21 protein-coding genes and 1 pseudogene are annotated in these 26,038 nt (G+C 60.1%); 10 read left to right on the top strand and 12 right to left on the bottom strand.

Annotated elements, in window-relative coordinates; all coding sequences use genetic code 11:
• Nucleotides 1–223 precede the first annotated feature (223 nt).
• On the bottom strand, nt 224–766 hold the full coding sequence (locus PH605_RS23370) for an NUDIX hydrolase (protein ID WP_059758602.1): 543 nt from the start codon (nt 764–766) through the stop codon (nt 224–226).
• A gap of 113 nt (nt 767–879) precedes the next feature.
• Here PH605_RS23370 and PH605_RS23365 point away from each other — a divergent pair, with 113 nt between their 5' ends.
• The 3 genes from PH605_RS23365 to ku (PH605_RS23355) all read left to right on the top strand — a co-directional run bounded on the left by PH605_RS23365 (nt 880) and on the right by ku (PH605_RS23355) (nt 3,410).
• Nucleotides 880–1,524 (top strand): DUF47 domain-containing protein, encoded by a 645-nt coding sequence (locus PH605_RS23365; protein ID WP_080858014.1) that lies wholly within the window; start codon nt 880–882, stop codon nt 1,522–1,524.
• Nucleotides 1,524–2,528 carry an inorganic phosphate transporter gene (locus PH605_RS23360; RefSeq protein WP_003521775.1) on the top strand — a complete coding sequence of 335 codons (1,005 nt, stop codon included), beginning with the start codon at nt 1,524–1,526 and terminating at the stop codon, nt 2,526–2,528. The genes PH605_RS23365 and PH605_RS23360 overlap by 1 nt, the downstream gene beginning before the upstream one ends.
• Before the next feature lie 90 nt (nt 2,529–2,618).
• On the top strand, nt 2,619–3,410 hold the full coding sequence (gene ku, locus PH605_RS23355; protein WP_162856879.1) for a non-homologous end joining protein Ku: 792 nt from the start codon (nt 2,619–2,621) through the stop codon (nt 3,408–3,410).
• 12 nt (nt 3,411–3,422) lie between these two features.
• Here the strand turns inward: ku (PH605_RS23355) and ligD are convergent, their stop codons facing one another.
• The 9 genes from ligD to PH605_RS23310 all read right to left on the bottom strand — a co-directional run bounded on the left by ligD (nt 3,423) and on the right by PH605_RS23310 (nt 15,496).
• Entirely contained in the window at nt 3,423–5,915 is a 2,493-nt protein-coding gene (ligD, locus tag PH605_RS23350; protein WP_142846434.1) for a DNA ligase D, read from the bottom strand.
• A gap of 3 nt (nt 5,916–5,918) precedes the next feature.
• The gene (ku, locus tag PH605_RS23345) at nt 5,919–6,752 is read right to left on the bottom strand and encodes a non-homologous end joining protein Ku (protein WP_142846436.1); all 834 of its coding nucleotides are present in this window, start codon (nt 6,750–6,752) and stop codon (nt 5,919–5,921) included.
• A complete protein-coding gene (locus PH605_RS23340) occupies nt 6,749–7,036 on the bottom strand; it encodes a hypothetical protein (protein WP_065657763.1) in 288 nt (95 codons plus the stop codon). Before PH605_RS23340 ends, ku (PH605_RS23345) begins: the two co-directional genes overlap by 4 nt.
• 43 nt (nt 7,037–7,079) lie before the next feature.
• Nucleotides 7,080–7,973 carry an SDR family oxidoreductase gene (locus PH605_RS23335; RefSeq protein ID WP_142846438.1) on the bottom strand — a complete coding sequence of 298 codons (894 nt, stop codon included), beginning with the start codon at nt 7,971–7,973 and terminating at the stop codon, nt 7,080–7,082.
• A gap of 184 nt (nt 7,974–8,157) precedes the next feature.
• Nucleotides 8,158–10,497, bottom strand: a complete 2,340-nt coding sequence (locus PH605_RS23330; RefSeq protein WP_142846440.1) for a bifunctional diguanylate cyclase/phosphodiesterase — start codon at nt 10,495–10,497, stop codon at nt 8,158–8,160.
• 189 nt (nt 10,498–10,686) lie between these two features.
• Nucleotides 10,687–11,790, bottom strand: a complete 1,104-nt coding sequence (locus PH605_RS23325; protein ID WP_142846448.1) for a hypothetical protein — start codon at nt 11,788–11,790, stop codon at nt 10,687–10,689.
• A gap of 279 nt (nt 11,791–12,069) precedes the next feature.
• Complete coding sequence (locus tag PH605_RS23320) at nt 12,070–13,608, bottom strand: ABC transporter substrate-binding protein (protein ID WP_237680967.1); 1,539 nt, start codon at nt 13,606–13,608, stop codon at nt 12,070–12,072.
• 126 nt (nt 13,609–13,734) lie between these two features.
• The gene (locus tag PH605_RS23315; RefSeq protein ID WP_080858007.1) at nt 13,735–14,715 is read right to left on the bottom strand and encodes a mannonate dehydratase; all 981 of its coding nucleotides are present in this window, start codon (nt 14,713–14,715) and stop codon (nt 13,735–13,737) included.
• Between the two features lie 67 nt (nt 14,716–14,782).
• Nucleotides 14,783–15,496 (bottom strand): FadR/GntR family transcriptional regulator, encoded by a 714-nt coding sequence (locus PH605_RS23310; RefSeq protein WP_080858006.1) that lies wholly within the window; start codon nt 15,494–15,496, stop codon nt 14,783–14,785.
• Between the two features lie 206 nt (nt 15,497–15,702).
• Here PH605_RS23310 and PH605_RS23305 point away from each other — a divergent pair, with 206 nt between their 5' ends.
• From PH605_RS23305 to PH605_RS23285, 5 genes are all read left to right on the top strand, one after another.
• On the top strand, nt 15,703–16,731 hold the full coding sequence (locus tag PH605_RS23305; RefSeq protein WP_003521789.1) for an ABC transporter permease: 1,029 nt from the start codon (nt 15,703–15,705) through the stop codon (nt 16,729–16,731).
• Nucleotides 16,728–17,627, top strand: a complete 900-nt coding sequence (locus PH605_RS23300) for an ABC transporter permease (protein ID WP_080818987.1) — start codon at nt 16,728–16,730, stop codon at nt 17,625–17,627. The genes PH605_RS23305 and PH605_RS23300 overlap by 4 nt, the downstream gene beginning before the upstream one ends.
• Complete coding sequence (locus PH605_RS23295; RefSeq protein ID WP_003505590.1) at nt 17,614–18,459, top strand: ABC transporter ATP-binding protein; 846 nt, start codon at nt 17,614–17,616, stop codon at nt 18,457–18,459. The genes PH605_RS23300 and PH605_RS23295 overlap by 14 nt, the downstream gene beginning before the upstream one ends.
• Entirely contained in the window at nt 18,456–19,193 is a 738-nt protein-coding gene (locus PH605_RS23290; protein ID WP_020809290.1) for an ABC transporter ATP-binding protein, read from the top strand. The genes PH605_RS23295 and PH605_RS23290 overlap by 4 nt, the downstream gene beginning before the upstream one ends.
• A 325-nt stretch (nt 19,194–19,518) precedes the next feature.
• Entirely contained in the window at nt 19,519–21,585 is a 2,067-nt protein-coding gene (locus PH605_RS23285) for an ATP-dependent helicase (protein ID WP_142846444.1), read from the top strand.
• Nucleotides 21,586–21,645: 60 nt separating this feature from the next.
• Here the strand turns inward: PH605_RS23285 and PH605_RS23280 are convergent, their stop codons facing one another.
• Nucleotides 21,646–22,092 (bottom strand): TonB-dependent receptor domain-containing protein, encoded by a 447-nt coding sequence (locus tag PH605_RS23280; RefSeq protein ID WP_237680966.1) that lies wholly within the window; start codon nt 22,090–22,092, stop codon nt 21,646–21,648.
• Nucleotides 22,093–22,622: 530 nt separating this feature from the next.
• On the opposite strand from PH605_RS23280, the gene PH605_RS23275 reads away from it, so the two are divergent.
• Nucleotides 22,623–22,820, top strand: coding sequence for a hypothetical protein (locus PH605_RS23275; protein ID WP_034498060.1), 198 nt, complete (start codon nt 22,623–22,625; stop codon nt 22,818–22,820).
• The gene (locus PH605_RS23270) at nt 22,810–24,873 is read left to right on the top strand and encodes a recombinase family protein (protein WP_142846446.1); all 2,064 of its coding nucleotides are present in this window, start codon (nt 22,810–22,812) and stop codon (nt 24,871–24,873) included. The genes PH605_RS23275 and PH605_RS23270 overlap by 11 nt, the downstream gene beginning before the upstream one ends.
• A 23-nt stretch (nt 24,874–24,896) precedes the next feature.
• Here PH605_RS23270 and PH605_RS23265 read toward each other — a convergent pair.
• Nucleotides 24,897–25,912 (bottom strand): annotated as a pseudogene (locus tag PH605_RS23265) (IS3 family transposase); the annotation flags it as partial.
• Nucleotides 25,913–26,038: the final 126 nt, after the last annotated feature.

The raw sequence follows: 26,038 nt of genomic DNA, 5'->3' as shown, positions 1-26,038 counted from the left end.
ATCCAAAGGACTGCCGTCATCTCAGCAGGAGAATGGCGGCTGGCCCCGCCAGAAGCACGGCGAGGACGATGATGGGATGGAGATAATGCAATAAAAAGCGGAGAGCGAGACGACATGGTTTCATGCAACGGCACCTGACGACAATCATCAGGCAAGGTTGGAGATCGCCCATTGCGGCGGCATTACAGTCCTGGGCACAGCAGCGGATGCCGGACGGGTGCTGTTACGGCCTCTCGCTGCCCTGACGCTTCTTTTTGCCCTTCGGACGAAAATCGACAAGAAGCGACTTCAGTTCGATATCGCGAACGCGCCTTGCCGCCTCATCCGGGCGCACCCATTCCAGCAGGCGTTCACCGCGTTCCTTGAAACTGGTTTCCGCTTCCGTCACCTCTATCTGGAATACATCGACCATGCAGGGTACGACATCGCCATTGTCGAGCATCTTGAGATAGGTATAGCGGCCAACCGCATTCTTTTTCACCCGGCCGCGCACGCCCGCCTCCTCCCACGCCTCGATTGCCGCCGCCTCGTGCGGCTTCTTGCGTTTCATCGGCCAGCCGCGCGGAATGATCCAGCGTCCGCTGGTACGGGACGTGACGAGGAGGATTTCGACATCCTCGCCATTGCCGGCATAACGGAAACAGAGCGCGGCATATTGCTGCCGGAAAGCGCCGGTGAAGAGCTTTTCCGGAACCGCAGCAAGCTGCTGGAGCAATGTCAGTGCACGAGCCGGGCGGGTTTTCCGGCTTTTCTTGGTGGGTTTCATATCCGTTGATAGTGCTGATTTTCCGGGTTGCATCAATGCCCCGCGTGCATTTATGACAGTTTTATGACAATCACCCCACACAACTAATAAAGCGCCATTGAGGGCCAATTCGCATGATGAGTATTTTTCGCAAGCTGATGCCGCGCGAGGACCGTTTCTTCGACATGTTCAGCAAACATTCCGAAACCGTCATCAAAGCGGCCGAGGCCCTTGACCAACTTTTGAGCGGCATCGACGTCGAGAAGAACTGCGACCTTATCGTCGCCCTCGAACATCAGGCGGACGACATCACCCGCGAGGTGCTGCTCGCCGTCAGGCGCAGCTTCATCACCCCCTTCGACCGCGGCGACATCAAGGATCTCATCCAGTCGATGGATGACGCCATCGACATGATGCACAAGACCGTCAAGACCATCCGTCTTTTCGAGCAAACGGAATTCGATCCGCTGATGAAGGAAATGGGGCATGAGATCGTGCGCGCAGCCGGCCTCATCGCGGAAGCCATTCCGCTTCTCAACAAGGTCGGCACGAATGCGCATCGCCTGTCATCCATTTCCGAAGAGGTGACCCGCGTTGAAGGCCGCTCCGACGAACTTCACGATCTGGGTCTCAAGGACCTCTTCCGCCGCCACGGCGCAAGCGGCAATGCCATGGCCTATATGATCGGCAGCGAGATCTACGGCGAACTCGAAAAGGTCGTCGACCGCTTCGAGGATGTGGCCAACGAGATCAGCGGCATCGTTATCGAGAACGTCTGATGGATGTCGCACTTGCCCTGCCGCTGCTAATCGGCCTTATCGCCATCGCGCTGTTCTTCGATTTTCTGAACGGCCTGCACGATGCCGCCAATTCCATCGCCACCATCGTCTCCACCCGTGTGCTGCGCCCGCAATATGCGGTCGCCTGGGCGGCCTTCTTCAATTTCATCGCCTTCCTGTTCTTCGGCCTGCATGTGGCCGAAACGCTCGGCACCGGCATCATCGATCCGGCCATCGTATCGCCGCAGGTGATCTTCGCGGCGCTGATCGGCGCCATCGTCTGGAACATCGTCACCTGGATTTTCGGCATTCCCTCCAGCTCGTCGCACGCGCTGATCGGCGGGCTCGTCGGTGCGGGATTTGCGAAGGTGGGTTTCAATTCCATCGTCTGGTCGGGCCTGCTGAAGACCGTGGGCGCCATCTTCATGTCGCCGGCCATCGGCTTCTTCCTCGCCCTGCTTCTGGTGCTCACCGTCTCCTGGCTGTTCGTGCGGCAGACGCCCTTTGCCGTGGACCGCACCTTCCGAGTGATGCAGTTCATCTCCGCCTCGCTTTATTCGCTGGGACACGGCGGCAACGACGCGCAGAAGACCATGGGCATCATTGCCGTTCTGCTCTTCAGCCAGGGACATCTGGGCGAGAGCTTCTACGTGCCCTTCTGGGTGGTGATTTCCTGCCAGTCGGCCATGGCGCTCGGCACGCTGTTCGGCGGCTGGCGCATCGTCCATACGATGGGATCGAAGATCACCCGGCTGAACCCGATGCAGGGTTTCTGCGCCGAAACCGGCGGTGCGCTGACGCTGTTCGGTGCGACGTGGCTCGGCATTCCGGTCTCCACCACCCACACGATCACCGGCGCCATCGTCGGCGTCGGCGCGGCCCGCCGCGTCTCGGCGGTGCGCTGGGGCCTTGCCGGCAACATAGTCATCGCCTGGATCGTGACCATGCCGGCGGCTGCGCTGATATCCGCCGCGGTTTACGGGCTGACGTCGCTGTTCGGCTGACAGCTCCATCCCTGCCCCGATTTGCCGCTCCTCCCGGAACAAAAGCCACCCCGTGGCTGTTGTTCCGGGGGACCAATGCGGATTGCGGACATGGCACGGCAGGTTTTCTGGAAGGGTTATCTCAAGCTGTCGCTGGTGACGGCCTCCGTCTCGCTGACGCCCGCGACGACGGAAGGCAACAAATACACCTTCCACATCCTCAATCGCAAAACCGGCAATCGCGTCGAAAGCCGTTATGTCGACAGCATCACCCACCGACCGGTCGCCGCCAAAAACCAGGTAAAAGGTTTTCCCCGCGCCGAGGACGATTACATTATTCTGGAGGATGACGAGATCGATGCGGTAGCGCTGGAAAGCACCCGCACGATCGATATCAAGACCTTCGTGCCAAAAGGATCGATCGACTGGATCTGGTACGACCGTCCGCATTTTCTGCGCCCGGAAGACAAGATCGGCACCGAAGCCTTCAGCGTCATTCGCGAAGCCATGAAGGTGAACGATGTTTTCGGCATCGCGCGTCTGGTGATCTACCGTCGTGAAAGGGCTGTGCTCCTCGAACCGTCGGGGAAAGGCATCATCCTGTGGACGCTGCATTATGGCGAAGAGGTGCGCGAAAGCATCGACGCGCTGGAGCCGAAGATGAAAATCGGCCGGCCGCTGCTGGACGCCATGGAAAAACGCATCGGCAAACAGGTGACGGGTTGGAAACCGGCTTTGGTGCAGGACCCCATTCAGAAGAAGATCAAGTCCCTGCTGAAGACCAAGGGCGACGAGGTCTCCTCCTCGAAAAAGAAAACCGGCACGAAGGCCCGCGCCGGGGGCAATGTCATCAACATCATGGACGCCCTGAAGAAAAGCCTTGCTTCCGAAAAGAGAAGCTGAGGCTCGATGCCTTCAGCGGGGCTTTTTCGGAAGCGGCTCGGCAGCGGCAAAAAATCCATCCCACGGGTCTTTTTTCAGCGCGGAAAGACGCGCGCCGATATTGTTGACGGTGAAATGGGCCGGGCCGATCTCGGCGGTGAGTTCCGACCATTCGAGCGGTGCTGAAATGGCGGCTCCCGGCCGGGCACGTGTCGAATAGGCCGCAACCGCCGTATTGCCCCTGCCATTGCGCAGATAGTCGATGAAAATGCGGCCCTGCCGTTTCGCCTTGGTGGCGACGGAGAGATATTTCTCCGGCTCGGCCTTCGACATATCCGCAGCCATGGCGTTGGCGAAGGCTTTGACCGGGGCCCAGCCCGCCTGTGGCTTCAAGGGTGCGACAACATGCAGGCCCTTGCCGCCGGAGGTCTTGACGAAAGCGGCAAGCCCGGCTTCTTCGAAACGCCGCTTCAGCTCCAGCGCCGCTTCGATCACCTCTTCCCATGTCACATCCTCGCCGGGGTCGATATCCATGGTGATCATGTCCGGCTTTTCCCAATTGGCGGTGGTCGCGCCCCATGGGTGGACTTCGAGCGCGGCTGATTGCACGAGCGCCATCAGACCATCGAAATCGGTGATGCGGATCAGCGGTTCTCCGCCCTTGTCCCTGGGATCCTTGATTTGCTCGACGGCCTTGTTGATGCCGCGCCAGGCGTGTTTCTGGAAAAATCGCTGCCCCTCTATGCCCTCCGGGCAGCGCAACAATGCCAGCGGCCTGTTAACGACAAAGGGCGCCATCTGCCGCCAGACCTGCGCATAATAGTCGGCAAGCCCCTCCTTCGTCACGCCGTCCTCCGGCCAATAAAGCCGGTCCGGATGGGTGAACTTGATCTTCGATTGCGGCGCCTGGGTATCGGACACGGCCTTCTCCTCGCGTTCGATTTCTGCTGCGGGCTTATCTTCGCGCAACCCCCGGAAGGAGGCGTGACGCAGATTGCCATCTCCAGACCATGCACGAAACTCCACTTCCGCCACCAGTTCCGGCTTGACGAAATGAAGATCGCGGCGGGCAAGCGCGGTGAGTTTCTCACCGAACGGGCTTTCTTTGCGCTCAAGCGGCTTCAGGCGGCCAAGCAGCATCTCCGCCACTTCACCCGTATAACCTGTCCCGACACGGCCGACATGGCGCAGCTTGCCATTTTCATAAACGCCAAGCGCCAGCGATCCGATGGCATGGTCGGATGTGGAAGAGACGGTATACCCCCCGATGACGAATTCCTGTCGCATCGAGCATTTGGATTTTACCCATTCGCCCTTGCGGCCCGAAACATATTTGCTGTTCCTGACTTTGGAAATGACACCCTCGAGGCTGAGCCGACAGGCATGGTCCAGAACAAGCGCGCCGCTTTCCTCAAAATGCTGGCTGTAACGCAGATGGGGGTCACCCGCTGGCAGCAACTTTTCGAGCAGCGCCTTTCGCTCGCTCAATGCCGCACCGCGCAGATCGCTGCCATCGAGGTAAAGAAGGTCGAAGGCATAGAATACGAAGCGGTCGCTGCGCCCTTCGCTCAGATCCTGCTGCAAGGCGGAGAAATCGGAGGCGCCGTTATCGCGTTCGACGACGATTTCGCCATCGATCAACACCGTTTCCACCGGCAGCGCCCTGAGCGCTCCTGTCACGGCCCGGCCGAATTTCTCCGTCCAGTCCAGCCCGCTGCGGGTCAGCAATTGAATCTTGCCCCGATCGACGCGCGCCTGCAGACGATAGCCGTCGAATTTGATTTCATGCAGCCAGCGATCTCCGTTGGGCGGTTTCGGCTTGAGCGTGGCGAGCGCCGGCGGCACGAAAGATGGCATGGCCAGTTTGCGTGCGCCTTTTGGCAGCGCATGCGCCTGTTTCTTGCCGGAGGCAGAAGCCACGGTCTTTTTCGATACCGTTTTGGAGTTCCATGTATCCTTCGGTTTGGCTGCAACTTCCTCGACACTGCGCCCGGTCTTTACGGATTCCGGCCGTTCTTCGAGAATATCCGCGCCGCCCTTATGCCTCGCCTCCTCGTCATCGCCCTTGATAAGCAGCCAGTTCTCCCGGCTTTCTCCGGGCTTTCCGTGCATGCGTACCAGATGCCATCGGCCTTTGAGCTTTTCGCCGTCCAGTTCGAATTCCAGATGGCCTTTGCGATAACCTTTCCGGGCGTCGCCGATCGGCTGCCAGGTGCCGCGATCCCAGACGATCACGGTGCCGCCGCCATATTGTCCTTTCGGGATGACACCCTCGAAATCGCCATAGCTAAGCGGATGGTCCTCGACATGCACGGCAAGCCGCTTGTCCTCAGGATCAAGGCTCGGGCCACGCGTCACCGCCCAGCTTTTCAGCACACCGTCCATTTCCAGCCGAAAATCATAATGCAGACGGCGGGCATCGTGTTTCTGTATCACGAAGCTAGAGCCCTGCTGTTCGGCCGTCGTCCCTTTGGGCTCCGGCGTCTTGTCGAAACTGCGCTTGGCGTTATAGGTCTGCAATCCCATGGATCAGCTCGCTTTCCGCGGGGCCTTCCGGCCCCCTGCCGTCGCCCTTTTTCTGCTGCCCGCTTCGGCCCCCGCGCTGCGACGCAGGGCCTCCTTGAGATCAATGATATTGTCTTCCTTGCGCGGCGGCGGCTTGGCGATTTCCCGGCCTTCGATCTTGGCTTTCACGAGTTCTGCGAGTGCATCATTATACCGATCGCTATAGTCTGCCGGGTCAAATGTGCCCGCACGCTTTTCGATGATGTGACCGGCCAGCTCCAGCATTTCCTCATCGAACTCGATATCGGGGATCGACTTGAAGACGGATGTCTGCGAACGGACCTCGTAGCTGAAATTCAGCGTCGTAGCGACGAGAGCCTTACCGCTCGGACGGATCAGCAGGACACGGTTGCGGCGGAAAAGCACCGCTTCGCCGAGAGCTGCGACATTCTCGTCGTCCATTGCCCTGGCAAGAAGCGTCAGCGCCTCTTCGCCGTCCTCCCCGCTCGGCGCGAGATAATAGGACTTGTCGAAATAAAGCTTGTCGATCTCGTCACAGGACAGGAAGTGCCTGACGCGGATGACCTTGTCGCTTTCCGGCATCAGCTTTGCAATCTCGTCTCCCTCGATGACGATGTGGTCGCCATTGTCGAGTTCGTATCCCTTGACCTGATCTTCGCGAAGAACCGCCTCGCCGGTATCGCTATCGACATATTGCCGCTCGACGCGGTGGCCGGTCTTGCGGTTGACGATATTGAAGGAGATTTTCTCCGCCGAGGTCAGTGCGGAATAAAGACCGACTTCGCAGTTGAAATCGGCAAAGCTCAGATGGCCCCTCCAGCTCGCTCTCCGGTTCATGTCCGTCGTCCCTCGTCATCGCTGCGGGAGGACATGTCTCCGCGTCGGCCCTTGGCCAGAATGCGCTCGATGGCGGGCACATCCGCCTCCGCCAGAACCGGCACCGGGTCGGACGCCATGGCTTCCAGCACCTCCGGCGACAGCCCGCCATTGCGGATAACCCATTCCATGGCCTCACGGGTCTGACGCTCCGCTTTCAACTGCGCATAAAGCGCCAGTATCAGCCGGTCGCGAACATCGAAGCTCTTCAAACTTCTGTCTGCACGTTCTGCCTGCCGTTTCATCTCGAAATCCTCAAAGGCCCATCCGGCATTGGCGGACATCGCCTCAGGCAATGCCCCTGCCGCCGGTCACGCCATAAACCTCGCCATTGATGAAGCTCGCATCCTGCGATGCCAGCAGCACATAGACGGGCGCCAGTTCCACCGGCTGTCCCGGGCGGCCGAAATCGCTGTCCTTGCCGAAATTCTTCACCTTCTCGTCCGGCTGGCCGCCGCTCGGCTGAAGAACCGTCCAGAACGGGCCGGGAGCGACGGAATTGGCGCGCACACCCTTTTCGATAAGCTGCTTTGCAAGCGCTTTCGTATAGGCGACGATACCGGCTTTCGTCGTGGCGTAGTCCAGCAGGATGGCGGAGGGCTCATAGGCCTGTATCGACGCCGTGGTGATTACCGACGACCCCGGCTTGAGAAGGGGAACAGCCGCCTGCGCAATCCAGTGCAGGGCATAAAGATTGGTTTTCATGGTGCGGTCGAAATCGTCCGTCGACAGTTCCTCTATATCGTCGCGATATTGCTGCCTTGCCGCGTTGATAACCAGAATATCCAGCCCGTCGAGATCACCGGCCGCTTTCTCGACCAGTTCGCGGCACCAGGCCTCGTCGGTAATATCGCCGGGCAGCGCGACCGCCACGCGGCCTTCCGCCTCGACGAGCGCCACGACTTCCTCCGCGTCGGATTCTTCTTCCGGAAGATAGGAGATCGCCACATCCGCGCCTTCCCTTGCAAAAGCGATGGCCACCGCACGGCCAATGCCTGAATCGCCGCCGGTTATGAGCGCCTTGCGCCCTGCAAGCTTGCCGGTGCCGCGATAGGTCTTTTCACCATGGTCCGGGAAAGGCGTCATATTCGTCACGAGACCCGGCATTTCCTGGGTCGGGGTCGAAAAAGGCGGGCGCGGATACTGGCTGCGCGGGTCCTGTGGCTCGAGGCGGTCTGTCATCGCGGTCTCTCCCATAGATAGATGTCCATCCGTGGCGCATTCGCTGACACAGCAGGCATATCGCCCGGTCGGGCTGACAGCGGCATGGACGCGCCACACGCTAACCTAACGATCTGCCTTGGCTCTCGTTCCATCGGACATGGGAAAGGAGGGCGACGACACCATTGTGCCGCCGCATCTTTTATCAAACGGAATGTTTCTTCCGTGTGGTTGCGCTGACGACCTGGGCGGGCGCGGCATCCGGTTTGCCGAAGAGGTACCCCTGCGCCTGCGCGCAACCCTCGTCGACCACCATGCGGTATTGCGCATCCGTTTCAATTCCCTCCGCCGTCACCGGCAGATCGAGGCTGCGGCCGAGGCCGATCACCGCACGCACGATGGCGCGGGCATTGTCATCGTCGCTCATGGCGGCGATGAAGCTGCGGTCGATCTTGATCTTGTCGAAGGGGAAGCTCTGCAGGTTGCTGAGCGAGGAATAACCGGTGCCGAAATCGTCCATGACGATGGCGACGCCGAGCGCCTTCAACTGGTTGAGGATGATCAATGTCGCCCTTCGGTCTTTCAGAAGCGCGGCTTCGGTGATTTCCAGTTCCAGCCGGTTGGGCGAAAGTCCGGTCTGCATCAGCACGGTGCAGACGACATGACCGAGATTGGCCAGCGAAAACTGCAATGGCGAAACGTTCACCGCGATCTTCAGGTGCGGTGCCCAGCCGGCCGCCTGACGGCAGGCCTCGCGCAGCACCCATTCGCCGAGCGAGATGATGATACCGCTCTCTTCGGCAATCGGAATAAAAACATCCGGCGGCACCACGCCCCGTGTCGGGTGCTGCCAGCGAACCAGCGCCTCGTAACCCACGACCTGGCCGCATTCGACTGACAGCACCGGCTGATAATTCAACAGCAACTCGTTGCGATTGATGGCAAGCCGCAGATCCGTTTCGAGCTGGCGGCGTTCGCGCGCCTCCTGATCCATCACCGGGTCGTAGAAGGCCAATATGCCGCGCCCGCCCATCTTGGCGCGGTAGAGCGCCAGATCGGCGGCGTGCATGATGCTTTCATCGTCCTTCCCGTCCCGCGGGAAGACGGCGATGCCGATGCTGACGCCAACGGAGGTCGGATCGTTGGCAACATTCATCTTCAGCGCAAACATGCCAAGTATCGTCTCAGCCAGCAGGCGCGCCTCTTCCGCCCTTGTATGCCGGGTAGTCAGGATGACGAATTCATCGCCGCCGAGACGGGCGACCACATCGCCTGCCCTTGCGCATTCATCGAGAATGGCGGCGACCTTTTTCAGGACGCGATCCCCCTCGGCATGGCCGAATATGTCGTTGACCGCCTTGAACCGGTCGAGGTCGAGCGCCAGCAGCGCGAATTCGTCCTCCTCGTCGCAATGCTCGATCTGCTGGTGAAGACGGGTTTGAAACATGGTGCGGTTGGAAAGGCCCGTCAGGACGTCGTGGCGGGCGAGATATTCGATTTCCCGCTGCGCTTCGCGCTTTTCCGTCAGGTCGCGAATGGCCATCACCTCGCAGGGGCGGCCGCGATATTCGATCGTTCGTACGCCGAGTTCGAATATCTGCGCCTGCCCGGCGCGCTCGTGCACCGCCTCCACCGGTGCATGGCGCGGCAGATAGGCGGGTTGTCCGTCGATGGCCTTGAAGAGATCGTCGGGGTTTTGTCCGACCAGCGACGCTTCTTCCCGGCCCAGAAGGCCGGCAAAACGGGTGTTAAGCTCCACGATCCGCCCATCGCGAACGACGGCGAGACCATCGAGCGTCGCATCCACAAGACCCTTGAGATCGACAAGGTAACGATCCACAAGAGCAGCGGCGGCGGTGGTGGACAGGATCAGGAACGTGACGCCGGAAATGGCGCAGATCATGATCAGCCGGGCGACATTGTCGGGATCAGGCCCCGATACGGACGGATCCGGCGAAAGCACCGTGGCCGACATGGCCGTGAAATGCAGCGCGCAGATCGCGAAAATCGCCGATCCAGCCGGCGCGGCGATGCGCTGCCAGGAGCCGAGGCGGCGAAAAAGGAAAAAGGCGAGGAGAAAAAACGCCCAGGCAACCGCAAAACCACCCAGCACCGGCCCCCACCGATAGCTGATCGTGGCGGCGACATCCATTCCCGCCATGCCGACGAAATGCATGACGGCAACCGACAGCGTGACCAGCGTGCCGACGATCGCCGGGTTGTAAGCGGCCTGCGAACGGCTGGTGAGCGCCAGCCAGAAACCGAAAACTGCAAGAACCGCCGAAAACGCCGTGAAGGCGAAATCATAACCGATCGGGACCGCGCCCTTATAGGCGAGCATGGCGACGAAATGCGTGGCCCAGACGCTGAGCCCTCCGGCAAAGGCGGCAACCAGCACCCAATAGGGCTTGCGGCCAGCCGGACTTTCCTCCGCACGCAATAAAAGATGAAAAAAAGCAAACATGCCAAGTAGGCAGATAACAGCCGCAAGAAGCACGACCGCCCGGTCGTGTTGTACGACAACGCATTCCAGAACCGTGAACATGACGCACTCTCCCAGCCTCTGAAGAACCGCTCACGGTGGCACTATGGGAGTGGTTTATTTATAAATCTCTAATGCAACTATTGATAAATGGAACGATCTGTCCTGCAACGTACAGAAAGGAACGGGCCGCACGCGGCAGCCCGTAAGCTTTTTCGCGCGCGGCCCGGCCGGGACTAGAGGAAAAGCCGTTTATTTCCAGCTTCGATAATCGGCTGCGGTGCATCCGAAAGGCGCCGGGCCATCGGCGAAACGCTCCTGCAGACGGGCGCATCCCCACTCGTTAATTGCTGCGGGCATCATGTTGTTGAGGTCCATGCCGGGCGAGTTGAACTGCGACGGGGCGCTGGTGACGTACCACAGCCAGTAACCGATAACCGCGACGACGATGACGGCCACGATGGCAACGAAAGTCCCCAGTCTGCGCAGGAGGCTCGGCCCTTTCGCACTCGTCGCACCCGGAGCCGAGGCGCCCTCCGGTGTCTGGTTCGCAAGCATCGGGGCAAGCGATGCGAGAGCCTCCGCCCTTTCCTGCTCCGATAGCTCGATCCGCTCCAGCCGGTCGTCGAGCAGAACCGGCAGCGCGGTCTTGCCGTGCCAGACTGCCAACGCAACATCGTGTTTTCCGTTATGGCCAACGACGACCGGGATTCGCCCCCTCTCCAGATGGGTGAAGGACTGCCGCTTGGTCTTGTCTTCTCTGACCGTATCGGCATAGGTGACGAAGAGACGGCTGCGTTTTTCGGCAACCGCCGTCAGCGCCACCGGAATGACGGTCAACGGTGCGGGCTTGCGCAGCTGCAGGCGAACCCGGAGGACACGGATAAGCGTGAACAACATCGCCAAACTGCCGAAGCCGAGCAGGGCAACGAACACCCCAAGTGTGATGATGCGGTTCCACAGCATGTCGAGGCCCAGCGAAATCGTAGCGAGTTCCGGGTTCTTCGCGGAGATGACCAGTCCGGTTTCATAATCGCCGGAATGGAAATCGACGAACATGACCTCGACATCCTTCTTGTAGCTCACGCCCGCATGGTCATAGGAAAGATCCGCCTCACAGGTCGTGAAGATTGCCTTGCGCGTCTTGCAGCTACCGCTGATATCGCCGTTTTCAATCTCCAGCGGATCTTTGCTGATCTGATAGTCGCGCAATATGCCCGGACCTTCGGCGACGAGCATGACGGCCGTGATGACCAGAAGCACCGGAATGGAAAAATAATAGGCTGCCGGCACTGAAATGACGCCACGTTTGAGGCTCAGCGGCCGAGACGGAAGTTTTATCTGTGCAAGGTTCATGGTCATCAACGCATTCTTCGGGAGGTGGGTGAGCGGAGTTCACGACTCTCGCCCGATGGAAGGAATAGTCATCGGTCGGTCTAAACCGATGAAGTCCTTGAGAAAACCCCCTGAAATTACTGGATGGCGTGCGACAACCACCTGCTGCGACTAGTTTCGTGTCCGCGAAGAGCCGGAGGCGCGTCATGGAGGACGCTTTCAGGGGTACGGACCTAACCGCCAATAAAAAAACGGGCGGTAAAACCGCCCGTCGCAGGTTCCAAAGACTATAGTTTGCCCTTAATCCTTCGTAACCTTTTCCAGCCGGGTCGTCTGGCTGGGGTGGCCCACATAATCCTTCACGCGCGCATTCAGCACGATCGGCTCGAACCTCTCGAACATCGGCAGCACCGCCGGCTTCTGGGCGACGAACATTTCCTGCATCTGGGTGTAGATTTCCCCACGCTTCTTGGCGTCCGGTTCCAGCGAAGCCTTTGCCGTGAGCGCCGTCAGTTCCGGAATGTCCCAGGCCGAGCGCCAGACGAAATTGCCGGCGTTGTTGGCGGCCAGCGAATTGTCGGGGTTGCTGGAGAATTGCTCCATCGAGCCCAGCACATTCGGCATATAGGCGCCGGTCTGCGGAATGAGCAGATCGAAATCCCGCGCACGGTGGGCGGCAATCACGTCCGAACCGTTACCCTGCTGGATATTGACCTTGATGCCGATCTGGCTGAGTGAGGCCTGGATCGCGGTGGCGAGATCGATACGCGGCGTTTGCGCAATCGTCTTCAGATTAAGCGTGAAGCCGTTCTCATAACCGGCCTCCTTGAGGAGCGCCTTCGCCTTCTCCACATCGAGCTTCCAGTCCGGGCTCGGAATGGCGTATTCGAAGTTTTCCGGCACCGGCACCGTGCGCGCCCGGCCATAGGGACCCATGATGGTCTTTTCCATGCCCTTGTAGTCGATGCCATAGGCAATCGCTTCGCGGACCTTGGGGTTGGGCAAAGGTTCCTTGCCGGCATTCATGGACAGGACGTAAAAGCCGCCCGTCGGCACGCGCTGGATCTGGAAGCCTTCCTTGTTGTTGAAGGTTGCAAGGTCGGCAGCCGTCAGCGCACTGGCGATGTCGATATCGCCGCGCTCCAGCATCAGGCGCTCCACCTGGCTTTCCGGCACATGCCGCACGATGACGCGGCGCATTTTCGGGCTGCCGGCCACATAATTCTTGTTGGCCTCGAGAATGATGATCTCATTCGGTGACCAGCGATTGAGCGTAAAGGGACCGGAACCGGCGGAATTGGTTCTCAGCCAGCCATTGCCCCAATCGCCACTGCTTTCATGCGTCTTGAGCTCCTTGCTGTCGACGACGCTGGCGATGACCATGGCCAGACGGTAAAGAAGCAGCTCGGACGTGGTTTCGCCGGAAAGATCGATGCGTACCGTTTTTTCATCCGGCGCGCTCACCAGCTTGTCGACATTATCGGCATTATAACCAACGCGCTTGAGGTTGGCTGCGGCCGCCTGGTTCATCTTCAACAGCCGGCTGAGCGAATAGACGACATCTGCCGAGGTTACCGGATTGCCCGAGGCGAAATTGGCCTCGCGAAGATGGAAGGTGATGCCCTTGTCATCTATCTCCCAGCGCTCGGCAAGCTGCGGTGAAACCTTGCCCGAACCATCAACCGAAATCAGACGGTCATAGAGGTTGGACATGATTTCGTTGGCTTTTCCTTCGGTGGCCTGATGCGGATCAAGCGACAGCACCTGAGCCAGTGAGGTTCCGATGACAAGCTGGTCATTCGGTGTTTTGGCCACGGCCGGCGCTGCCTGCACCAGCATGGCGCCAAGGGCCGTGGTGAATGCGAGACGGATCAATGATTTTCTCATACCTGCTCCTCCTACAGATCGGTAATTCATGTTTGTGAAAAAGCCCGCGACGCAGCGGGGCGTCGCGGGCCAGAACGGTCAAAGATGTTTGTTATCAAGCGCTTCTATCAGCGCGGCGATGTAGCCGTAGCAGAAGGCGAAAGCGACACCGACGGCATCGCGCCCGGCAATCGTCGGCACATGGTCTGGCATGATCATGTAGCGATAGCCGAGTTCGTGATAGAGTTTCAGCGAACGCACCATGTCCATGTCGCCCTCATCGGGGAACGTCTCCATGAAGGAGAGTTTGCCGCCGCTGATATTGCGGAAGTGGACATTGAAGATCTTGTCGCGGCTGCCGAACCACCTGATGATGTCGTCGATTTCCTCGCGCGGATTGTCGAGCATCTCGCCGATCGACCCCTGGCAGAAATTCAGGCCATGATAGGGGCTCTCGCGCATCTGCACGAATTTCTTCAGCCCGTCGACCGTGCCGAGAACACGGGTAACGCCCCGGTAGCCCGGCGGCGTATAGGGATCATGCGGATGGCATGCCAGGCGCACGCGGTTGCTTTCGGCAACCGGCACTACACGCTCGAGGAAATAGTCGATGCGTTCCCAGTTCTCGTCTTCGGAAAGAACGCCCGCGAGACCCGGTGCCGCATCATGGTCCGCCTTGTCCCAGCGCCAGGCCTCATTGAGCGAGCCGCCACGGCCGCGCTCCATTTCGGTGCGCGGAATGCCGATGAGGTTGAGATTGTATTTCGCAGCAGGGATTCCGGCCCTCGCGATATTCTCTATCATCGTGCAGACGGCATCGATCTGTCGGTCGCGATCAGGGCCGGCAAGCAGGATATCGGGATACGAAGCCTGTTCGATGGGCCGCGACGGCAGCGGCAATTGCACCATGTCGAGAACGAGGCCAAAGCTTTCGACCTTGTCACGGTGGCGCTCAAAGTCCTCGAAAGTCCAGCTCGCGGGCTTTCCGGGTGGATCCGCGTTGATATTTTTGACGCCAAGCTGCGCCCAAACCTTAAAATCCTCGTCATCGCGCGCAGCAACCTGGGTGCCGACATACATCGATTCTCTCCTCTCTCCATGCAAGTCATCATATGACATCGCATGAAATAAGATGAGTGTCGAGATGCTATTGCGCTTCTGACAGCAACCTGTATCGGCGCTGGCTCGCAAGCATATGTTCGCGCATGGCTTTTCGTGCTGCTTCGGGATCCTGTTCGACGATGGCGCGCAGGATTGCCTCGTGCTCGGCCTGCACTTTGCGAAGATAATTCGCATCACCGGTTTCCGGCAGTGTCGGGAACTGCCCGCGCGGTATGGAGCGCGAACCGAACTGACGCAGAGCCTCCAGATAAAAGCGGTTGTTCGTGGCGATCGCGATAGCCGTGTGAAACTCGTAATCGGCATCGACGGTGGTTTCACGCGCATCGATGGCGCGGGCCATTTTCCGGTGCGCCGCAGAGATTGCGGCTTCCTGCTGGGCGGTGCGGCGATAGGCGGCGATTGCCGCTGCCTCCCCTTCCGTCGCAAGCCGGAACTCCAGCATTTCCAGCGTTTCCGCAATGGTTCCGACTTCGGATTGCGTCAGTTTCACGCCGGCCCATTCACTGGCATTGCTGACGAAAACCCCCTTGCCCTGGATGGGAACGACATAGCCGGCGGAACGCAAATCCGCGATCGCCTCGCGAACCACGGTGCGGCTCACGCCGTAACTGCGCTCAAGCTCCGGTTCGGTGGGAAGTTGATCACCGTTTTTCAGTTTTCCACTGCGAATTTCTGCGCTGAGATTATCGATGATCTGTTGTGCCCGCCTCTCCCGCGGCCTCGTTTTGTCGCCCATCATGCCACTCTTCCCTCTTGCAGAATACGAATCCCTTCGCTACTCATATTATGACATAGCCGCACGTCATATGTTTTCATGTTAGCTCAGGGAGGAGTTGGGATGAAGTACCATCAAGAGTTTTTGCAAAGGAGAATTGCGCGTCTGCGGCGAGCAGCGTGCAAAGGCTCCACTGCCGACAGCGTTCTCACATGGAAGTGCGGCCAGCAATGACGGAAATCTCACTGCGCGGGCTTGGACATCGTTTTCTGCAACTGATCGTCAGCCTCTTCATCCTGCTCTGCATCACCTTCATCATCGGCCGGGTCATGCCGAGCGATCCGGTCGGGGCAATCGTCGGCGAACTTGCCGACCCCAAGGCCTATGAGGCCATGCGAGCGCGGCTGGGGCTCGACCTGCCGCTATACCAACAATTCTTCATCTATCTGCGCGGGCTGCTGCATGGCGATTTCGGCATTGCAATCCTGACCGGCAACCCCGTGACCCGCGATCTGGCGCAGGCTTTCCCCGCCACTTTCGAACTCGCCACGCTGGCGATCATCATCTCGACGGTCGTCGGCGTCCCACTAGGTCTCGCCGCCGCCCTCTTCCGCGACACCTTCATCGACAAGTTCGCGCGCGTGTTTGCGCTGGTGGGACATTCGATACCGGTCTTCTGGTTCGGCATCGTCGGGCTGGTGATTTTCTACGCGAATCTCAACCTTGTCGCCGGCCCCGGCCGGGTCGATGTCTTTTACGAAGGCCTCGTTGAGCCGAAGACGGGATTGATGCTCGTCGACACCCTCCTTGCGGGCGAGACGGAAATCTTCTGGAACGCGCTTGGACACATCATCCTGCCGGCGATCATCCTCGCCTATATGGCCATGGCCTATATTACCCGCATGACGAGAGCCTTTACCCTCGAACAGCTCAGCCAGGATTATGTCATCGCGGCACGGGCCAAGGGTGTCAGCCCCGCACGCACCATAACCCGCCATGTGCTGCCCAACATCGCCGTGCAGCTCATCACCGTTCTGGCGATCTCCTATGGCAACCTGCTGGAAGGCGCCGTGGTCACGGAGATCGTCTTCTCCTGGCCCGGCATCGGCCAATACATGACGAATGCACTGCTCATCGGCGACATGAATGCGATTCTGGCCGCCACAATCGTCATCGGCTTCATTTTCATGTTGCTCAACTTCCTCGCCGATCTGGCCTACACCACGCTCGATCCCCGTACACGGGAGGCCGCACGATGACCGATATCGCGCACAACAATACCGTTGATCGTCCCAGCGCCCTGTCGCGCATCTCGACCACCACCGCGCGGACACTTCGAAAGCTCGCGGACGAACCGCTTGGAATGTTCGGCTTCGCCATTCTGGCCATTCTGGTTCTGGTCGCCATTTTCGCACCGCTCATTGCGCCTTACGATCCTGCGCGCCAGGCTCTGGAAAACGCGCTTCAGCCTCCCAGCTGGGCGCATCTGGCCGGAACCGACGAATTCGGCCGCGATATTTTCAGCCGGCTCGTATACGGCACCCGCATCACCATCCAGACGGTACTGTCGGTCTCGGTCATCGTCGGTCCTATCGGCCTTGCCATTGGCGTGATGGCCGGTTTCTTCGGCGGGCGAACCGACGCGATCCTGATGCGCGCGACCGATATCGTCCTTTCCTTCCCCTCGCTCGTGCTGGCGCTTGCCTTTGCGGCCGCCATGGGCGCCGGCCTCGGCACGGCGATCATCGCGATCTCGCTGACGGCATGGCCGCCGATTGCGCGTCTTGCCCGTGCGGAAGCCCTTGTCGTGCGCAATACCGACTACGTCGCCGCCGCCCGTCTCTATGGCGCCTCGCCGCTGCGCATCCTGTTTCTGTACATTGCGCCGATGTGCATTCCCTCGGTCATCGTTCGCCTGACGCTGAACATGGCCGGCATCATCCTGACGGCCGCTTCACTCGGCTTCCTTGGTCTCGGAGCCCAGCCGCCGCTGCCGGAATGGGGCGCGATGATCTCCAGCGGCCGCAAGTTCATGCTCGACTACTGGTGGGTCGCCGTCATGCCCGGTATCGCCATCCTGCTGACGAGCCTTGCCTTCAACATCGCCGGCGATACGCTGCGCGACCTTCTGGATCCGCGTCATGCCCGTTCCTGATAGCTCCCCCATCCTTTCGGTCCGCGACCTCAATGTCCGTTTCGGCCGCAACACCATTCCAGCCGTGTCCAACGTCAATTTCGATGTCGGGCGCGAAAGGGTCGGCATCGTCGGTGAGTCCGGCTCGGGAAAATCCACCACCGGCCGGGCTGCCATGCGGCTCCTGCCGAAAAGCGCCACGGTGACAGCGGAGCGGATGGATTTCCTGTCCGAGCCGTTGCTCGAAAAATCCGAGCGGCAGATGGGCGCGATCCGCGGCAGCGAGATGGCGCTGATCATGCAGGACCCGCGTTATTCGCTGAACCCGGTGCTGCCCATCGGAAAGCAGGTGGCGGAGGCCGCCGAACTGCATCTGGCGCTGACCGGAAAGGCGGCGAGAGGTGCAGCGCGCGACATGTTGCTGCGTGTGCGCATCAACGATCCCGACCGCGTGATGGCGCTTTATCCGCACCAGATATCGGGCGGCATGGGCCAGCGCGTGATGATCGCCATGATGCTGCTCGCAAAGCCCAAGCTGGTCATTGCCGACGAACCGACCTCGGCCCTCGATGTCAGCGTTCGCAAGGATGTGCTTTTGCTTCTGGACGAGATGGTGCGGGAGAATAATTCCGGCCTGATCCTCATCAGCCATGACATCCGCATGGTCGCGGCCTTCTGCGAACGCGTGCTGGTCATGTATGGCGGGCGCGTCGTGGAAACGCTGACGAAGCTGGAGGATGCGCAACATCCCTATACGCGGGGCCTGATCGCGGCGATGCCCGATCCCCGCAATCCGGTGCGGCGTCTCAAGGTGCTGGACCGTCAGGCCATCGATGCGGAGGTGATGCGATGATCACGGTAGACAAGCTCGACGTCGTCTATGGCGCGAAGGAAAACCGCAATCACGTCGTGCGCGGCGTCAGCCTCACGGTCAACAGGGGTGAAACGCTCGGCATCGTCGGCGAAAGCGGCTGCGGCAAGTCGACCTTGTTGCGGTCGCTGGCGGGGCTGGAGGCCGGCTGGACCGGCTCCATCAGCTTTAACGGTAAACCGGTCGGCAAGACCCGCAGTCGCGACGAACTGAAACTGGCGCAGATGGTGTTTCAGGACCCCTACGGTTCGCTGCACCCGCGCCACCGCATCGGCCGGGCTCTCGCCGAACCGATCCGCGCCATGGGACTTGGCGATGGCTGGTCGAAAGTGCCTGCCGCCCTGCAACAGGTGGGCTTGCCCGCACATTTCGCCGAGCGCTTCCCGCATGAACTTTCCGGCGGCCAGCGCCAGCGCGTGGCAATCGCCCGTGCGCTGATCCTCGAACCGCCGATCCTGCTGCTCGACGAGCCGACATCCGCGCTCGACGTCTCCATCCAGGCGGAAATCCTGAACCTGCTTGCCGACCAGCGCGAAGAACGCGACCTCACCTTCGTTCTCGTCAGCCACGACCTCGCGGTCATCGCCCATATGTGCGACCGGGTGCTGGTCATGCAGAACGGCGATTTTGTCGATGAGCTGACCAAGGCCGATCTTGAAGCAGGCGTTACCCATTCGGCCTATTCAGGCGAGCTGTTCGAAAGCAGTTTCCTGTAACGATCACCGCCCGACGGCAACACCGGGCGGCCCATCCACGGCCGCCCCGCCTTCTCCCGTGGCGCAATTTCGGGGATTTCGCCTGCCCGGCAGCGGCCAATCGCAGGCAGGGGACGGGCGACCTTTTGGGCCGACAAATCTCACCACCGACTGCGCGCAAACCACCGGAACAATGCGTTCAGCATTTGTTCTGGATTGCTGTTTGAGTCTTTGCTAATCATTGCGACGACAGGGCAGACAATGGCCGGACATTCCGACGACTGCCATCTCTGAACAAGAAGGTTCTCACCGGTGAGGACAGGCAGGTTATCTAAGGATTGCTGGCATGGCGGTTGCCTATCTGGAAAAGCTCAACGAACAGCAGCGCAGGGCGGTGGAGCATGGCGTTGGGCTGGCAGACGGGCACACGGCTGGGCCGCTGCTGATCATCGCCGGGGCCGGTTCGGGCAAGACCAATACGCTCGCCCACCGTGTTGCGCATCTGATTGTGAATGGCGCCGATCCCCGCCGCATCCTGCTGATGACGTTTTCCAGACGTGCCGCCACGGAAATGTCGCGACGGGTCGAGCGTATCTGCAAACACGTTATCGGGGCGAATTCGGCAATCATGACAGACGCGCTGGCCTGGTCCGGTACGTTTCACGGCATCGGCGCGCGCCTGTTGCGCATCTATGCCGAGCAGATCGGGCTTAACATCGATTTCACCATCCACGACCGCGAGGATAGCGCCGACCTGATGAACCTCGCACGGCATGAGCTGGGCTTTTCCAAAACCGAAAGCCGCTTTCCAACGAAGGGTACGTGTCTTGCGATCTATTCGCGCGTGGTGAATTCCCAGACGCCGCTCAAGGAGATATTGCGCCAGCATTATCCCTGGGTCGCCAACTGGGAGAGTGAACTGAAAGAGCTGTTTGCAGCCTATGTCGAGGCCAAGCAGGTCCAGAACGTGCTCGATTACGACGATCTTCTGCTCTACTGGGCCCAGATGGTCAGCGACCCCGTTCTTGCAGACGATATCGGCAACCGCTTCGACCATGTGATGGTCGACGAATATCAGGATACCAACCGGCTTCAGGCTTCGGTGCTGATGGCGCTCAAGCCCGGTGGCCGCGGGTTGACCGTGGTGGGTGACGATGCGCAATCGATCTATTCCTTTCGGGCGGCGACGGTGCGAAACATCCTCGATTTTCCGGCTTCCTTCAGCCCTGCTGCCGACATCATCACGCTTGACCGCAACTATCGCTCGACGCAGCCGATCCTTGCGGCTGCCAACGGCGTCATCGATCTGGCGCGCGAGCGGTTCACCAAGAACCTCTGGACCGAGCGGCAGTCGCTGGAGCGCCCGAAACTCGTGACGGTGAAGGACGAGACCGAACAGGCGAATTTCATCATCGACCAGATTCTCGCCAACCGCGAAACCGGCATGACGCTGAAACAGCAGGCCGTGCTGTTCCGCACCTCCAGCCATAGCGGCACGCTCGAGGTGGAACTGACCCGCCGCAACATCCCCTTCGTCAAATTCGGCGGCCTGAAATTCCTCGACAGTGCCCATGTGAAGGACATGCTGGCCGTGTTGCGCTTCGCGCAGAACCCGCGCGACCGCGTCGCCGGTTTTCGGTTGCTGCAAATGCTGCCCGGCATCGGACCGAAGAAGGCCGGCAATATTCTCGATGCGATTGCGACAGACCCCGAGCCGCTGCTTGCCCTTGCCGAAATTCCGCCGCCACCGAAGACCGGCGACGACTGGACAGCCTTCACGCAAATGCTGGTGGGCCTGCGACAGGCGCCGAATGACTGGCCGGGCCAGATCGGGCAGGCGCGACTGTGGTACGAACCGCATCTGGAACGCATCCATGAGGATGCGGACACCCGCAAGGCCGATTTGCTGCAGCTCGAGCAGATCGCCGGCGGCTACCCCTCACGCGAGCGCTTTCTGACCGAGCTGACGCTCGATCCGCCGGACGCCACCAGCGATCAGGCCGGCGTGCCGCTGCTCGACGAGGATTATCTCAGCCTCTCCACCATCCATTCGGCAAAAGGCCAGGAGTGGCGTTCCGTCTTTATCCTGAATGTGGTCGATGGCTGCATTCCCTCCGATCTTGGGGTCGGCACCACCCAGGAGCTGGAGGAAGAACGCCGGCTGCTCTATGTCGCCATGACGCGCGCCAAGGACAGCCTGTCACTTATCACGCCGCAACGTTTCTTCACCGGCGGGCAGAACCAGCAGGGCGACCGGCATGTCTACGCTGCAAGAACCCGCTTCATCCCGGCGACATTGCTGCAATTCTTCGAAACGGCAACCTGGCCACTGGTGTCGGCCGCGGCTTCCGAACGCAGCGCGCAGCAGATCCGCATCGATGTGGGTGCGCGGATGCGCGCCATGTGGAAATAAAAAAGCGGGGCGTTCACCCCGCTCTCATGACTGGCGATTGTTTTCCGCTCGACGCCGTTGTCAGAACTTCACGCTGGCCGTCAGGCTGACATTGAAGGGCTCGCCCACCGCATTGGCATAGCTGGTGGAGCCGATGGACGAGGTGTAATAGGTCTTGTCGAAGATGTTCTTCAGATTGAGCTGCAGCGTCACCGGCTTTTCGAACTGAAGCGTGTAGGTGGCGAAGGCGTCGAAGACCGCATAGCCCGGCAGATTATAGGAATTGTCGTTGATGCCGGCGCGCTGGCCGACCGCCCGCACACCGCCTCCGATGCGCAGCGTATTACCGTTCGGACCGACCTCGCCGACATCATAGGCAAGGAAGAGCGAGCCGGTGTGGCGCGCCACATTCGGCAGGCGCTTGCCGGCATAGGTGGGATCTTCGAGCGCGAGTGGATCCACGGTATCGCCGGACGCGACGAAACCTGAGCTTCTAAATAGGTAGACCCGGCACGAAGCGATTCTCATCCGCTGAACATATCCAGATCGCGATCACTCACAAGCGCCTGACCTGAGACCCAATCTCCCTCCAGTTTTCGGGAGAGTCCTGGGTTTTCAATCTGGCCTCATGCGGCCCATTTTTCCATAGCCATTTTCATTGCGAGTGCGCTAGGTGTGATGTTGCCCAGCGACGAGTGAGGCCTGTTCTTGTTGTACAACACGACGACAGAACACCCACGGGACCGAGGTTCGCGAGCTTTTGTATCCGTGGCATCCCTGGTCCGGGCGGCTCGTTCACGTCCATGAGGCGCTATCCAAAGGGACGCATATTTTCCGCTGCAGTCTTTCTGGTGCTTCCTCTGATCGACTTCTTGAAGTCCCGTCTTGGATGTTCGACCGATCTGTGAGTGGAACCTGGCGCAGCCTGTCGGTTCCGCACGTCGATCTCGCAAGCCTGCATATTTTGGCAAGATTGTTGAAGGACGCTGATGCCTCATCGCAATCTTCGGTAATGGGCGCAGCATTGGTCTCTCACGAAACGAGTCGGAGAGATGTCCATGCCCCACCAGCCCATGACATACCAGTTCGATCTGTTCTCGGCCCCGCAGCGGGGAAAGACGGCAGGGATGCCGCAATGGCCGGAGTTGCCGGAGGAAACCCGCCAGGCACTGACGGTTCTCATCGTGCGACTGTTCGTCGATCATGCAAGGTGCGAGCCGGTCTCCCAACAGAAGGAGACCGGCCATGATGCATGAGAAGATCGGGCCGCATCATCTGGAGCGGAAGGCCATCCTGTATGTTCGGCAGTCATCAGCTCATCAGGTTCTGCACAATCGAGAAAGCAGCGCCCTCCAGTATGCCATGCGGGACCGACTGGCAGCACTAGGTTGGTCACAAATAGAGACGGTGGATGATGACCTTGGTCGTTCGGCCGCCGGCGGCGTGACCCGCACTGGATTTGACCGGATGGTGGCGGAAGTCTGCCTTGGCAAGGTGGGCGCCGTGGCTGCGCGTGAGGTATCGCGCTTCGCCCGCAACAGCCGCGACTGGCAGCAACTCATCGAGATGTGCCGTGTCGTCGATACCGTCCTGGTCGATCAGGAAGCGGTTTATGCGCCCCGCCAGAGCAACGACCGTCTGCTTTTGGGTTTGAAGGGCAGCCTCAACGAGTATGAGCTCGATCTCTTGCGTCAGCGTTCCCTTTCCGCCCGCTATGAGAAGGCTCGCCGCGGCGAACTCGTCGTCACTGTTCCGGCCGGCTTCGTGAAGGCGGGTGACAGGATCGAGAAGGATCCCGACCGACGCATCCAGGAAGCCATCGCACTTGTCTTCGACAAGGTTGCCGAACTCGGCAGTGCGCGGCAGGCTCTGCTATGGTTCCTCGAGCAGGGGCTGGACCTGCCGGTCAGGTACACCAATGGTGAGGTCATCTGGCGCAGGCCAAATTATGCCACCATCCACCGGATGATTGCGAACCCGATCTACGGCGGAGCGTACGCTTATGGTAAGAGTCGCTCCGTGCCCCGATACGATGGCCGATCTGGAATTCGTCACAAGGCGCGTGATGAATGGTTGGCGCTGATCCCGGATGCACATGAAGGTTACGTCAGTTGGGAACGGGCGGAGGAGATCCGCAAGATGTTGAGCGACAATGTGCCAGCCAGCCGCCACCACGGGGCGCCGAAGCACGGCGACGCTCTGCTTGCCGGCCTTTTCCGTTGCAAGAGGTGTGGTCGAAAGCTGACCGTCCGGTACACCGGAAACAAGCATAACATTCCGCGCTATTCCTGCTGGCGTGGTCTGCTCGATAATGGTGAGCCTCGCTGCATTGCTTTCGGCGGTCTGCGGGTCGATGATGCGATCGAAGAGGCACTGCTCGGCGTGGTGGAACCAGGAGCTATTGCCGCCGCCGTCGAGGCGGAACGTACCATGGCCAGCCAACGCGATCAGGTTCAGGATGCCTTTCTGCGTGACCTCGAGGCGGCGCGCTACGCCGCCGATAGGGCATTCCGGCAATATGACGCGGCCGATCCGGAGAACAGGCTGGTGACCTCGGAGCTCGAAGCACGCTGGAACAAGGCGCTCACTCGCGTCGGGGAGATCGAGGCCAGGATTGCCAAACATCGGACGGTTACGCCGCAGCCATTCCCCATGTCCGCCTCACAGGTAACTGCCCTTGCGGGGAACCTTCGCACCGTCTGGACAGCCCCGACAACAGATACAAGGCTAAAGAAGCGCATCGTGCGCACGCTCATCAATGAAGTGGTCGCCGATCTCGATGATGGAGCCTCTGAGATCGTACTCGTCATTCATTGGGTTGGTGGCGTCCACACCGAACTGCGCCTGCCCAAGCGGCGCCGAGGACAAAGAAACGCGACGCCTGACGACATTGTCGACGCTGTGCGACAGCTCGTCCTTATTGCCAATGACGATGTGATTGCCGGTGTCCTCAATCGCAACGGACTGACGACCGGCAATGGCAATCGCTGGACACGGGAGCGGGTCACTGCGCTCAGGTCATATCGTAAGATTCCGGTCTTCCGCCCCCAGATCGACGGGGTCGAGCCGTGGCTTAATCTGGGCGGTGCGGCGAAGTTGCTCGGGATAACGCCGAAGACACTGCGTCTGGCGGCCGAGGCCGGTGAGATTGAGGGGACTCATCCGCTACCCGATGGCCCATGGATCTTCAGCCGTTCAAAGCTCGCGACCTCACAAGCACGTCAGATCCTCGATCGCGTCCGGCAGGACCCCCGGCACCCCACAGGATCGCATCCAGATCAGGAAAGCTTATTCCCTTCAACAACATAGAAAGATGGGCGTTATGAAGCAGGATTGTAATCCTCCTTCCATTCCGTGATTGCGGCGCGGGCTTGAGCGAGCGACGAAAACAGAGTCTCGTTGAGGCACTCGTCGCGGAAGCTGCCGTTGAAGCTTTCGACGAAGCCGTTTTGCATTGGCTTGCCAGGGGCGATGTAATGCCAGTCGACCTTGCTCTCCTGGCACCATTTGAGGATGGCCATGCTGGTCATCTCCGTCCCGTTGTCCGAGACGATCGTTCTCGGTTTGCCGCGTCTGGCGATGAGGCTGTCCAGTTCCCGGACAAGCCGAACGCCCGACAGGGATGTGTCTGCGACCAGGCACAGGCATTCACGGGTGAAGTCGTCGACCACCGCCAGAATACGGAACCGACGGCCGTCGGTGAAGGCATCGCTGACGAAGTCCAGGCTCCAGCGCTCGCCCGGACGCGACTGCAGAGCCAGAGGACGTCTCGTGCCCAAGGCCCGCTTTCGGCCGCCACGCTTGCGCACCGTCAGCTTCTCCTCGCGGTAGAGACGCCGAAGCTTCTTCAGGTTCATGACGATCCCCTGTCGGTCGAGCATCACGTGGATGCGCCGATAGCCGAAGCGGCGACGTTCGGATGCCACCTTCTTCATCGCCTTCCGAATGGACGCATCGTCCGGCCGGACACTGCAATATCGTATGCTCGACCTATCCACCGACAGAACCTCGCACGCCCGACGCTGGCTCACCCCGTGCTGCGCACGGACATGAGCCACCGCATTCCGCTTCACATCGGGCGTCACCATTTTTTTGAAGCGACATCCTTCAGAATCGCATTGTCCAGCATGGCCTCGGCCAAGAGCTTCTTCAGCTTGGCGTTCTCGTCCTCCAACGCCTTCAGCTTGCGAGCGTCGGACACATCCATGCCGCCATACTTCGTCTTGTATTTGTAGAAGGTTGCATCCGAGATGCCGTGCTTGCGGCAGACGTCCGCCGTCTTCGCGCCCGCCTCCTGCTCCTTCAATATCCCGATGATCTGTTCTTCTGTGAACCGTGAACGCTTCATTTGTCCGTCTCCTGATTGATCTGAACCCTTCAAACTGGACCGTTTTTGGTTAGAGTTTTCCGGTGCATTTTCCTGGCTGGGAAAGGAACGGAAGACGATGAAAGCATCACAGTTTTCGGACGCACA

Source organism: Agrobacterium sp. CFBP 3001 (assembly GCF_027871605.1).
Taxonomy (GTDB): domain Bacteria; phylum Pseudomonadota; class Alphaproteobacteria; order Rhizobiales; family Rhizobiaceae; genus Agrobacterium; species Agrobacterium leguminum.
The sequence above is the reverse complement of the archived record's forward strand: the minus strand, read 5'-3'. Positions and strand labels throughout refer to the sequence as shown.